6 protein-coding genes are annotated in these 13,744 nt (G+C 50.9%); 2 read left to right on the top strand and 4 right to left on the bottom strand.

Annotated elements, in window-relative coordinates; translation table 11 throughout:
• The first annotated feature begins 20 nt into the window (after positions 1–20).
• Entirely contained in the window at positions 21–6,023 is a 6,003-nt protein-coding gene (locus J1779_RS01215) for an alpha-2-macroglobulin family protein (protein ID WP_217202651.1), read from the top strand.
• Positions 6,024–6,098: 75 nt separating this feature from the next.
• Entirely contained in the window at positions 6,099–8,468 is a 2,370-nt protein-coding gene (pbpC, locus tag J1779_RS01220; RefSeq protein WP_238485017.1) for a penicillin-binding protein 1C, read from the top strand.
• Positions 8,469–8,504: 36 nt separating this feature from the next.
• Here pbpC and J1779_RS01225 read toward each other — a convergent pair whose 3' ends face one another.
• The 4 genes from J1779_RS01225 to J1779_RS01240 all read right to left on the bottom strand — a co-directional run bounded on the left by J1779_RS01225 (position 8,505) and on the right by J1779_RS01240 (position 13,510).
• The gene (locus J1779_RS01225) at positions 8,505–9,608 is read right to left on the bottom strand and encodes a fimbrial protein (RefSeq protein WP_238485018.1); all 1,104 of its coding nucleotides are present in this window, start codon (positions 9,606–9,608) and stop codon (positions 8,505–8,507) included.
• 8 nt (positions 9,609–9,616) lie between these two features.
• Positions 9,617–12,142, bottom strand: a complete 2,526-nt coding sequence (locus J1779_RS01230; RefSeq protein ID WP_217202652.1) for a fimbria/pilus outer membrane usher protein — start codon at positions 12,140–12,142, stop codon at positions 9,617–9,619.
• A gap of 54 nt (positions 12,143–12,196) precedes the next feature.
• Entirely contained in the window at positions 12,197–12,883 is a 687-nt protein-coding gene (locus J1779_RS01235; protein WP_217202653.1) for a fimbrial biogenesis chaperone, read from the bottom strand.
• 78 nt (positions 12,884–12,961) lie between these two features.
• Positions 12,962–13,510 carry a fimbrial protein gene (locus tag J1779_RS01240; RefSeq protein ID WP_217202654.1) on the bottom strand — a complete coding sequence of 183 codons (549 nt, stop codon included), beginning with the start codon at positions 13,508–13,510 and terminating at the stop codon, positions 12,962–12,964.
• Positions 13,511–13,744 lie beyond the last annotated feature (234 nt).

Here is a 13,744-nt window from a genome sequence, read left to right on the forward strand (position 1 = left end):
GATTAGGGGTACAGCTACAAATGGATTTACTCAAATTCTTACTTCGTCTGCCTTTTACATTGATAAAAGGCGTCCTCCGCGCGCTGGCCTTCATTTTGGGTCTGCTTGGGCGCGTCTTTAAACCTGTTGTCGGCAATATCGACTGGCGTGCGCCGGTCTGGTGGACGGCAATGTCCGGCGGGCTGAAGCGTGGTTTTGCACGCCTGGAAGGCGGGGTGGATAAACACCCGAAAGCCATCAGCCTGACGATTCTGGTGTTGCTGTGCGCGGCAGGCGCGGGCGTTTACGGCTGGCACTGGTGGTTAAACCGCCCGCAGCCGATTGAACCGGCACCGATGGTCTATCAGGAAACCAGCGTGCGGGTCAGTGGCCCGGAAGCGGTGAACTACGCCGCGCAGAAACTGGCGCCGCAGCAGGTGTCGTTTTACTTCAAAAACTCCGCTGCACCGCTGACCGATGTTGGCAAAGTGGTCGAGAAAGGGATTTCCCTGAAACCTGCCGTGGAAGGCGAGTGGAAATGGCTGAGTGGCTACACGCTGGCATTCACGCCGAAAAAACCGCTGCCAATGGGCACCCGATATGAAGTGAATTTCACGCCTGACGTGTTACTCGCCCCGCAAATCAAACTGCCCGTGACGCGCTATGAATTCACTGCGCCGGCGTTTGATTATCAGCTTGGGGAAACGGAGTATTACCAGGACCCGCAGGATCCGCAAAAACGCAGTGCCATTTTCAACGTCAGATTTAATGCACCGGTGGATGTGGCCAGCTTTGAAAAGCAAATCGCGCTTGGCCTGACCGAAGGGAAAGCCAAAACCGAGTCGAAACTCAATTATTCCGTGGTCTACGACCAGAAAAAACTCAATGCGTGGGTGCATTCTGAACCGCTTAAATCGCTTGATCACGGCGGCTCCGTGCGCGTCTCGATCGGTGAGGGCGTGAAAGCCTCGGTGGCATCGAACGCCACGACACAAGCCAGAAATGGTGTGGTTTCCGTGCCGACGCTTTACAGCCTGACGGTAAATGAAGCCAGCGCGCAGGTCGTGGATGCTGACGGGGCGAAAGGCCAGCGTGCACTGATTGTCGGTTTCAGCGATGCGGTCAAAGACAAAGACATTCGCCGCGCGGTGAAAGTCTGGCTGTTGCCGCAGCACGATCCGAATGAAACCGAAGCCGGTACCGGCCCGGACGATTACGCCAGCTGGGAAGTGCAAAGCATCGAAAATAACGTGCTGGCGCTGTCCACGCCGCTGAACATTCAGCTCAATGACGCCGAAAGTGATTTCCAGCCGCAGTTCAGCTTCCGCTTTGATGCCCCTGCGCACCGCTCGATGCTGGTGGAAATTGATAACGTGCTGACCTCCTCCGGCGGCTACAAAATGCCGGAAAAAGTCTACCGTATCGTGCAGGTTCCGGATTATCCGAAGTCTCTGCAATTTATGTCGCAGGGCTCGCTGCTGTCGGTCAACGGTGACAAGCAAATCAGCGTTGCGGCGCGTAACGTGCCGGGAATGCGTCTGGACATCAAACGGGTGATCCCAGGCCAGTTGCAACACATCGTTTCCTTCAAAAGCCGCCAGTATTCCTCGGCAGAATTTAACCGTCTGAATGACGAGTATTTTACTGAGCACTTCAAGTATCAGACGGCGGTAAATAATGATAAACCGGGTGAGGTGAATTATCAGGGCGTTGATCTATCACGCTATCTTTCGACCGATCCCAACTCGCACCGTGGCGTATTCCTGCTGACGCTGTCGGAATGGGATCCGAAGAAGAAAGAAGAAAAACCGGCCGCAGATGATGACGGCAACGTCTATCAGGAAGAAGAGAGCAGTGATGAACCCTCTGTGGGCGATTCCCGCTTTGTCGTTGTGACCGATCTGGGGATTATTGCCAAGCGTTCGCAGGATAAAACCCGCGATGTGTTTGTGCAGTCAATTCACAGCGGTACGCCGGTGGCGAACGCGAAAGTCTCGGTGATTGCGAAAAACGGCGTCACGCTTTTGACGCAAACCACCGGTGCCGACGGCCATGTGCGTTTCCCGGCGCTGGACGTTTATACCAGTGAGCGCCAGCCGGTGATGTTCCTGGCAGAGAAAGAGGGCGATGTCTCCTTCCTGCCTGCCGATCGCGATAACGATCGTGGCCTCGACTTCTCGCGTTTTGACATTGATGGCGAAATCACGCCGAACGATCCGCGCACGCTGAGCAGCTATTTGTTCTCCGATCGCGGTGTTTACCGTCCTGGCGATACGTTTAATATCGGCCTGATCACCCGCGCCGCTGACTGGAGTAACGGGCTGGCCGGTGTGCCGGTTCGCGCTGAGATCCACGATCCGCGCGATAAGCTGATGAGCACTGTACCGCTGACGCTCGGTGCCAGTGGTTTTAACGAACTCAGTTACACGACTGATGATAATTCGCCTACCGGCGAATGGAACGTCTATCTGTATCTGATCGGCAAAGACAATGAATCTTCTACGCTGCTGGGGCATACCTCCGTCAATGTGAAAGAGTTCGAGCCGGACCAGCTGAAGGTAAAACTCCAGCTGACGCCTGAGCGCAAGCAGGGCTGGGTGAAACCGTCGGAATTGCAGGCCAATATCGACGTGCAAAATTTGTTTGGCACACCGGCACAAGATCGCCGCGTGACGTCGAAACTGACGCTGCGCCCGATGTATCCGAGCTTTGATCAGTTCCCGGAATATGCCTTCTATGAGAACCGCCAGAACAGCGACGGCTTCGAAACAGAACTGGAAGACCGCACCACCGATGAAAAAGGCGCGGCGAACATTCCGCTGGACCTGAAATCCTATGCTGACGCGACCTACCAGTTGCAGTTGCTGTCCGAGGCGTTTGTGGCCGGTGGCGGGCGTTCGGTTTCCGCTACCGCACGGGTTTTAGTGTCACCGTATGATTATCTGGTCGGTGTTAAACCGGACGGCGATCTGGGGTACATCAACCGCAGTGCGGTGCGTCATCTCAATGTGATTGCGGTTGATCCGACGCTGAAACAGATTGCGCTGCCTGCGCTGAAAGTTGCACTGATCGAACAGAAATACATTTCGGTGCTGACCAAACAGGATTCCGGCGTTTATAAATATCAGTCCAAAATGAAGGAAGTGCAGCTGTCGGAACAGCCGCTGTCACTCACCGCGCAGGGCAATGACCTGACGCTGGCGACGGACAAACCGGGTGATTTCGTGCTGGTGGTTGAAGACGCACAGGGCAACGTGCTGAACCGCATTGGCTATACCGTCGCCGGTAATGCCAACCTCAGCCGTTCGCTGGACAGAAATGCCGAACTGAAGCTGAAACTGAATCAGGGCGAATATCTGCCGGGCGAGGAAATCGAGGTGTCGGTTAACGCGCCGTATACCGGCAGTGGCCTTATCACCATCGAGAAAGATAAAGTCTACAGCTGGCAGTGGTTCCACACCGATACCACCAGTTCGGTGCAGAAAATCCGCGTCCCTGCGGGCATGGAAGGCAACGGCTATATCAACGTGCAGTTCGTACGCGATGTGAATTCCGACGAAATCTTCATGAGCCCGCTCAGCTACGGCGTAATGCCATTCAAAATCAGTACCAAAGCGCGTCAGAACTATCTCGAAGTTGATGCGCCTGAAGTGATCAAACCGGGCGAAAACCTGGCGATGACCGTGATGACAGACGGCCCGCAGCAGGTTGCGCTGTTTGCCGTCGATGAGGGGATTTTGCAGGTGGCGCGTTATCGCCTGAAAGATCCGCTGGAGTATTTCTTCCGTAAACGCGAGCTTGGCGTGGAAAGCTCGCAAATCCTCGATCTTATCCTGCCGGAGTTCAGCAAGCTGATGCAGCTGGCCGCCGCGCCGGGCGGGGACGCCGGTGAAGGGCTGGATCTGAACGTCAATCCGTTCAAACGTAAACGTGATAAGCCGGTGGCGTACTGGTCGGGCATTACCGAAGTAAATGGCGAGAAGCAGTTCGATTACCAGGTGCCGGATTACTTCAACGGTAAAATCCGCGTGATGGCAATTTCCGTCACGCCGGACAAAATCGGTAAAGCGCAAACGTCCGCAACGGTGCGCGACAACTTCATCATGACGCCGAATGTGCCGTCGATGGTGGCGCCGGGCGATGAGTTTGACGTCAGTGTCGGGGTCAGCAATAACCTCGAAGGTCTGAACGGAAAAAGCATTCCGGTGGCCATCCACCTGACCGTGCCGCCACAACTGGAAGTGGTCGGTAAAGCCGATCAGAACCTGTCGCTGGCCGAAAAACGCGAAGGCGTAATCAACTTCCGTCTGCGCGCCAAAGCCCTGCCGGGCGATGCGCCGCTGGTGTTTGACGCTACGTATGCTGATAAAACCAGCCGCCGCACCATCAGCACGTCGGTGCGACCTGCGATGCCGTTCCGCACGCAGTCGGTGATGGGACGCATGAGCGGCAGCAGCCAGAACGTCGATAACCTGCGTCAGATGTTTGATGCATATTCGGTGCGCAAAGCGGCAGTTTCCAACTCGCCACTGGTGCTGACTAACGGGTTGTCGCAGTATCTGGCGGATTATCCGTACTACTGTTCGGAGCAGATTGTCAGCCGTTCGGTTCCGATGATCCTCGAAGGGCTGCATCCGGAAATGAAAGGCAGTCTGAGTCAGGCTGAAACCAGTAAGAAATTGAAAGATATGCTGGCGATCCTGCGTTCACGTCAGAACGACAGCGGCGCGATAGGTCTGTGGCGTTCGTCGCCGGAAACCGATCCGTTCGTCACGCCCTATGTGGTGCAGTATTTGCTGGAAGCCAAAGCCGCAGGCGTGGCGCTGCCAGCCGGCATGCTGGAAGAGGCCAACGGCGCATTGCGTGTATTGGCGGCGAATCAGAATGATGATTTGTACAACTTACGTCTGCGCGCATGGGCGGTGTATCTGCTAACGCGTCAGGGTGAAATCACCACCAGTTCACTGGCCTCGGTGCAGGACACACTGCAACAGCGTTATCCGGACACCTGGAAAACCGATCTCAGCGCGCTGTATCTGGCGTCGTCTTATCGCATGCTGAAGATGGATGATGAAGCCAATACGCTGTTGCAGCCGACATGGAAGCAACTGAGCAAGGCGTATGACAAAGCCTGGTGGACGCAGAGTTACTTTGACCCACTGGTGCAGGACGCAACGCGGCTGTATCTGATCACCCGTCACTTCCCGGAAAAAGTCTCAGCCATTCCGCCGCAGGTGCTGGAAAACATGGTCAAATCGCTGAAAGAGGAACGTTACACCACCTATTCTTCGGCGATGAGCATTCTGGCGCTGGAGAGCTATTCCTCACAGGTGGCAGCCCAGGCAACGGCACCGGATGCGCTGAAAATCACGCAGATCAGCAAAAGAAATAATGTTGAACCGCAGCTGATTTCCAGCGTTCAGGGGCTGTTTGCGAAAGCGAACTTCACTGCTGATGCGAAAGCATTACGTGTGGAAAACGGTAACGATGCGCCAGCCTGGTATGTGGTGACGCAGGCCGGTTATGACCTGGCTGCCCCGAAGAAAGCGATTTCGCGCGGTCTGGAAATCACCCGCGATTACACGGATGAAAAAGGCAATGCAGTCACGCAGGTCACGCTGGGGCAGAAAATCAACGTGCATCTGAAAGTCCGTGCCAATTCAGAAGAAGGTCAAAGCAATCTGGCGATTGTCGATTTGCTGCCGGGCGGCTTCGAAGTGGTTCAGCAAACGCCACCGGAACCGGAATCTGACAGCAGCGACGAGAACAGCGACGCGGAAGCGTCGGCTTCCTGGCAGTCACCGCTGGCGGCATCGGGTTCAACGTGGGCGCCGGACTACAGCGATATTCGTGAAGATCGCGTGGTGATTTACGGCAGCGCAAGCACCGACGTACAGGAGTTTGTGTATCAGATCAAAGCCACCAATACCGGCAGCTTTGTGATCCCGCCAGCGTATGGCGAGGCGATGTACGATCGCGAAGTTCAGGCGCTCTCCGTCAGTGATAAAAAACTGGTGGTTGTGCCTGCTGCTGACAACAAATAACAGAGGGTGCCAGGCACTGTCTGAAGACTACGCCCCGCCATTCACGGCGGGGCGTAACCTTTCCCGGGTAGCAAGATGATCACCATTCCCACATTCTTCCGCACAGCAAAACGTCTGCTGCAAAATATTCTGATGGGCGTCTTTTTACTGGCGCTGATCGTGCTGGTCTGCCGTCTGTGGCCGCATCCGCCGCTTTCGCAGGGGCAACCTTTCTCGACCGTCTATTACGATCGCCAGGGCACGCTGATGCGCATCACGCTTGCCAATGATGACCGCTATCGTTTGTGGACGCCGCTCGGACAGGTTTCTCCACTGGCCATTAACGGTTTGCTGTTGCACGAAGACCGCTGGTTTTACGTTAACCCCGGTTTCAACCCGGTCAGCCTGCTGCGTGGATTCTGGCGCAGTTATGTGGCGGGCGGCAAAATGCAGGGCGGCTCGACCATCACCATGCAACTGGCGCGTATGCACTGGCATCTCAATACCCGCACGCCGTCCGGCAAAATCATGCAGGTTTTACGTGCGGTTCAGCTGGAGCTGAGTTATTCCAAACACGACATCCTCGAAGCCTATCTGAACTACGCGCCGTACGGGCGCAACATTGAGAGCATCGGCGCCGCCAGTCTGATTTATTTCAATAAGGCCCCCAAAGATCTGACATTACCTGAAGCGCTGACGCTGGCTGTTTTACCGCAATCACCGAGTTTTCGTATTGATGCCAATACCGGCGTACTGGGGGCGGCGCTGACGCAGGCACGCAACCGGCTGTTTGAGCGCTGGCAGGCACGTTACGTCACAGATTCCAGCCAGATTTCACTGTTCAGATTACCGCTGGCGCTGCGCCAGCCGGAGCGGATGCCCTACGTCGCGCCACATTTTATCGAACAGCTCAGGCTGCAAAACCGGCAACTGATCCAGACCAATACCCGCATCGACACGACGCTGGACGCGGGCCTGCAGCGGCTGGTTGAGCGTCAGGTAAACGCATTTATCACCCGTAACCAAAGTCGCGGTATTCAGAATGCCGCCGTGCTGCTGGTCGATAGCCGCGATATGGGGGTGCGGGCGCTGATGGGGTCGGCGGATTACTACAACCGCAGTATTCAGGGGCAGGTGAACGGCACTAACGCCAAACGCTCGCCGGGATCGGCACTCAAACCCTTTATTTACGCGCTGGGCATGGAGCAGGGCGTGTTGCATCCGATGACTATCCTGAAGGATGTGCCGTCAGCCTTCGGTGCTTATGCGCCGGAGAACTTCGACCGCCGCTTTCTCGGGCCCGTGACGGCCACGGATGCCCTGAACTTCAGCCGCAATATTCCTGCCGTCTATGTCGCGTCGCAGCTTCGTCAGCCGTCGTTTTATCAGTTTCTGCGTCTTTCCGGCGTTGCGAATATGTCCAGCGAAAACCACTATGGCCTGTCGCTGGTCTTGGGCGGCGGGGAAGTGACGATGCAGGAACTGGCAAAATTGTATGCCCTGCTGGCGAACCGCGGCGTGCTGCAACCGCTGAGGATGCAAAAGAGTGATCCACAAACGGCCACACCGGTACGGTTACTGAGTGAAGAAGCCAGTTTTATGACGCTGGACATGTTGCGTCAGCACCGCCGCCCTGGCGATACGCTGGCCCAACAGCCCTCCGCGCTGCCCGTGTACTGGAAAACCGGCACCTCGTGGGGATTTCGTGACGCCTGGAGCGTCGGGATTTTCGGTCCTTACGTGCTGGTGGTGTGGGAGGGGAATTTCGACAGTAAAGGCAATAATGTGTTTGTCGGCGCAGAGGCCGCAGCGCCGCTGTTCTTCAATATTATCGACAGCATCAATGCCAGCTATCCGGCATTGCAGGAGCCGAAGCGTGCATTCCCTAAACACCTGAAACGGGTGGATATCTGCCTGGCCAGCGGTGATTTACCGACACCCTGGTGCCAGCAAAAGGGGAAAACCTGGTTTATTCCCGGTAAATCACCGATTAAAGTCGATACCGTCTATCGCCCGGTGCGTCTTGATAAACTGACTGGTGACGTGGCGTGTCCGCCCTTTGATGAGGACGAAACCCGTACTGAAGTGTTTGAGTTCTGGCCATCGGACCTGGCTAACGTGTTTGCACAAGCCGGTTTACCTAAGCGCAAACCGCCGGTGAGTCACTGCAAAGATAACGGCGTGGACGTCAGTGGTAACCCGCCACGTATTACCTCGCCGCTTAAAAACACGACGTATACCTTGCGGCAATCCCAGCAGGGGCGCGACCGGATTTCGTTCAACGCGGTCACTGACGCGGACAGTAAAACCGTCTACTGGTTTGTCGATGATATCTATCTCGGCAGCTCCGCAAGCAAATCCGCCATTAACTGGCAGCCTATCAATAACGGGCAATACCGCATCCGCGCCGTAGACGATCGCGGACGCGCGGACAGCCGGTTGGTGAGTATTGAGATTGTGAATTAGCGGTGAAATTCGGGCAGCGCAATGGCTGCCTGAAAATTATCTGATATCGATTTTAAGCGTGGCCGTCGCCTGGAAGGGACCTGTGTCGAGTTCACCGCCGACCAGGTTTATGGGAATGGCTTCGAGCGACAGTTTCCCCTGCCCGGTCTGATTGATCGCAAGAACGCCCATAGTAAAAGGGATATATGTCCCCGTATTTTCGATCATAATGCCTATATCTGCTTTGTTATCGGAAGGGCGACGCCGTGCAACCAGATAATACTGATCTTGAACATCCTGACCTTCAAGGATCATGGTTAATTTATTGCCCGCGGGTATCACGGGTAATCCGTTCTTTGTGCAGTTATATCTGATGTCAAAGTTAACCGGGCGATAATTATCTGGTCGGCCATTTTTAGTGACGAACTTACTGGCCTGAATGGCGCCGAAATTGACGGAAATAATTTCACCTTCATTTATTTCGCAACTTTGCGGTACTGTCAGTGTCCCGCTAAGGTACAGAATAGCCACCGGCGTACCTAAAATAGGGTTCGGGTTAGCTGATGTGGCAGCGGACGCATACACGCGGGCAATTTCAGTGTGTGGGATATTTATTTCACCCACAAAAGGCATAGTAATGTAGAAGTTTAATTTCCCCTGAGATCCGGTTGTGAATGTATCGTGCGTGTTATGTTGCCTGCATACACCTGTGTTAGTTTTATCCCGATGCAGTGTTTTATCAATGACTGCATTGGTCGTGGGGACAGTAATATAATTATTATTAGGAATGGAAATTTGAGTCATGAGGTCCACATGATCATTTATTTTATAATAATTTATGGCGTGTCCGGCTGGTAATGATGTTCTTAAGCTGTATATAATCTGTACTCCGCTTGAACTTGCTGCATCACTATCAGTACAGTTACAAGCTATCTGATAGCTTTGTTGCCCCCCGTTCAGCGTTTCTTCGAACGTAAATGTCTTTTTATTTTCAACACTTTTTAAATCATGCAGTAAGTTATTTTCGTAACTATTTGCCCCACCATTAAGGGGCTCGCAGATAACGGCATCTCCGGCAAATACATGTGCGGGATAAATCCATGACAGGGTAAAGCCCAATACTGCCAATATGTGTGTTTTGAAATGAGATTTATTATTCATTTTTTTTCCTAAATACATGAGGCAGTAATAGTCTGAACTGAAACAGGCGAAGGTTTTAGATTCACCGTCGCTTTACATTGCTGATTTTTAGCCATGCCCCATTTCACCTTAAAATCTACAGGTACGTTAGTTTTAACTCCGGATAAATAAAGGATCCCACCTTCATCGACGATATTCTCTAACGTTTGATCCTCATTCACCGCGACAGCCCCGAAAGGTACAGGCGCACCATCTAAACGGAGCAACTTAATAAGTACACGGACACCAATTCGTGCATCGAAGTGAGCAACAACCATCGCCCCTTTATTGGGTATAACCATTTCGGAAGATTTCGTGACATCGACGTCTTTGGGAAGTGTTGTGGTATCAAGATCGATCCGGTTTTCTGAGTATGCGGTGAGATAGGGAACAACGGCATAACCGCGCCAATTCGTTTCCAGGCCAGGAATATTTTGAACTCTGGCCCCACTCGCACCGTTGGTGTCGATCAGAGCAAAAGTCTCGCTTAATGGTTGGGAAAGCGTAACGCCATGGTTGTGCCCAACTATTCCACCCGAGATCCCATAACTTATTTGTTGAGAAGTATTATCATAATAATACCCGGTATTTAAAATCCCGTACGGTGAACGATAAGTCGCGTTCAGGTTTGTGTTGTCTGTACCGCCCTGATTGGTATGGCTCTGTAAAACAGAATAGCTGAGGCGATAATCATCTAAAGCTCTGCCGCTCATGCCTAATTGCTGACGAGTACTGTCGCCCTTTTGATGGGTAGCATTATAGGTCGCCCAACTTTGTGGCAACCAGCGACTTAAGGGCACACGAATGTTAAGTGCAATCTGCTGGTCATCTTCTTCATCTTTTACCCGGCTATATGAATACGAGAGGTTATAGCTGATGCTATAAAAACTTGAACTCATTCCAACCGTGATATTTTTCTCTTTATTAGTGTCTCGCCAGTAATCCTGCTGATAGGCTGAGGCGTAAAAGCTGGCACCCTCCCAAAGTGACTGGTTGACACTGAGTTGATATTTACTGCGTTTGTGACCATTTTGCACTGCATCATCCAGCGATTGATTGGCTTCATCAAAATCGTAGAATCCGCTCGTCGAATACCGGTAACTGGCAACGGAGAAATTGGTATTTGTTGTTTCGATATTTTTTGAATATTGGGCTCGATAAGACTGACCACTACTATTTTCATTGTTGTCCAGTGTGGTTTGAGCCTGGGTAATATCGACAGACACTGAGCCTAAATTAAGCAGACTAAACCCTATTCCGGCAAGGCCTGATACATAGTCAGAGGAAAGCAGAGTGCCGGCATAGGCAGTTATTTCATTAGAGATACCGTAAATCGCTGTGCCTTGGGCAAAGTTAGGTTCTTTATCTCCATTCTCATTCGAACGATATCTTCCGAGTGTGCCACTGTATTTAAATCTTCCAGGGCGTTGCATAACGGGTACAGCGGAGAAAGGCTGATTAAACCTGCGTTCCGTTCCATCTGCTTCTTTAACAGTGACTTGTAACTCCCCGCTAAAAGAGGAGGGATAAAGGTCATTGATCTCGAATGCACCCGGCGAAACGTAACTTTGATAGATAATGTAACCATCCTGACGGACAGTGACCTCAGCATTGGAATTGGCAATACCTCGAATGGTGGGTGCAAAACCGCGTTGACTGTCGGGCAGCATGTTGTCATCAGACGCTAACTGAACACCCGTAAATGGCAGGCTGGGAAATAAGTCACCAGACGTTGAGCTTTCCCCCAATAAAAACTGGGATTTCAGGCTCTTAATATCACGTTCTGCATAGGTAGATATGGCATCCCAGCTTTGTTCATTGTCCCCGCTGCTGTAAGTACTGTAATTACGTAAACGCCATGGACCCAGGTTCAAACCGTTTTGCATATTAAGGTACTGGCTTGCGTCATCACTGCCATTTTTATTATGACGCTGGGAGCCTGAAAAAGAATAATTGGAAAACAAAACCGACACTCCGTCATCCCATCTTTTTGGGTCAACATACCCGTGAGCTTGCTGATTCAACGCAGCCTGGGGAATGCTCAAATCCAGACGCATACGGTTAAAATCGAATTTTGCTTCGGCGGCAGGAATGTATGACGCCAGTGAGTTAAGAGGGGCATCCGGTTTATGGTTGGCTAAAGCAGGGAAAGCATCCACGCGAATATTCAAGGCACGCAGTAAATCAGGCGTAATATTTGCTTTCAGTGAGCCATCAGGCATCTGGACATAGGAAATGTTTTGTTCAGACATCTCCTGTTGGTTAACAAAAATCTTGGTGTTATACACACCAGGAACTTGTGCTTTATCACTCAGAGAAAAAACCGAAAGATCTACTTTATCAGCAGGCTGTCCATGATGTTCAAGCAGCTGAGGATCGAAATAAACCTCCTGTGCCAGCGCCGAACTTATCGTCAGGCTGATTGCGGGTGCAAAACATAGTGTCAAAAAATGATGCTGCAAACGAAGTCGATAAATGAGCTCCTTCGCCTTATTCGTATACGGATAATCATCCATGGCGGCTGTCCCTGACGTCTCAAAACGCTTCCTGGTGAATAATTAAAATGTTAATTAAAGTGCGTGTTTGATTGGGGGCGTATCACCGCCATAATCATTTATTGCTCTCCATTCAACAGTATTACCGGTATTGTTATCAGGCAATTTTACTGTGATCTCGCTGTCTGGTGGGATCATGTCAGTATCTTTAAGTAATGAGTTTCCTAATGTCAGATAACTTAAAACAACGTAATAAGAAGAAGGGTTTCTAATATGCAGTTGACCTTGAGTTCTTGAGAATATGAGCGTTTTGTAAGCATCAGAAGCTCTTCCTTCGATTTTTTCCGGACGATAAAACAACTTGATTCGTGTTTTAACCACCAGGATCAATTCACTTGTGTCATTTTTAGGAGTAGAGGGAATGGCACGGATGTTGATATAAAATACAGATTCTCTGTCCTGAGGTAATTCGGTACCCGTATATGAAATACGCAGGTTGTTTTCTTCATGTTCGTTCAGACGAAAGAGGGGTGGGGTAAGCGCAAAGGGGGCGCGGGTTTTCCCATCACTATTTTCTATCCATGACTGGATTAAAAAGGGTTTGTTATCGGAATTATTACTTAATGGGAGTGAGGCTTCTTTTTTCTCAGCATTGTATATCACGCGTGTACGCCCAATTAAAATCCCACCGCCATAACTTTGCTGAATGGAAAAAATAAAAATTAGCGATATTTTCATTAAAGGTATGATTATTTTACGCATGAGATCATTAAATCCAGTTAGTATATGGAGTAAGTCCTTTTGGGGAAAACTCGCCAGAAACCTGGCGAGTTAATTCTTTTATCGGTAGTCGAGAGTGATGTCTACACTGGCTTCTGCAAGGCCCTCCTCGATATCTACAGTATCGACATACGAACGATAGTATGCCTTCCAGTTGATATTCATGCTTGTGCCAGTGATAGGGTATTCAATATCAGAAAGTCTATTTAAGGGCATAATGGAACCGCTGGCTGCATCAATAATTTCTATACCAACACCCTTGGCGATATCAGCAGAGACAACCCCTTTTCCTACCTGAATTAAATTAGGATGACTAGGGTCTACTGCCGGAGCCTCTAACCAAACACGGAAGTTTGGTATTGTGCTTGTGACCGGGCAGTTAGTGAGAGGAAGTATAACATCAACAAGTTGCGGGGATGTGTCACCCGCATTGCGGAACTGAGCTGCTGAATAATGACCTAACTCAATATCTTTATCAGCGCCGCCGTTAATCACACAAGCAGTTTTAATGATTTCACCCGTGAAGTTAATTCTTCCGTCAATCGCGTAGCTGTTTCCAGCTAACGCCAGAAGTAATCCGCTAACAATAGCTTTGTATTTCATTTTCATTTTCAGCATCCATTCATAAATAAAATATTGAAGGTGAGGGCTACAGGCTCCATCAATTCATACACAAAACTTATTAATGAAAGTCCTGCAGGAATCGGATTCTATCAAGTGTTTTATGTATTGAATAGTAGGTGCGGAGTTGTCTATTTAGCCTTGGGATGTTTTTTACTCTAATATATAAATCTGAATAATTGTTTATATTTATATGATTCATTTTAATGATTTGTTGATGAT

It is taken from the genome of Rahnella rivi, assembly GCF_019049655.1.
Lineage (GTDB): Bacteria > Pseudomonadota > Gammaproteobacteria > Enterobacterales > Enterobacteriaceae > Rahnella > Rahnella rivi.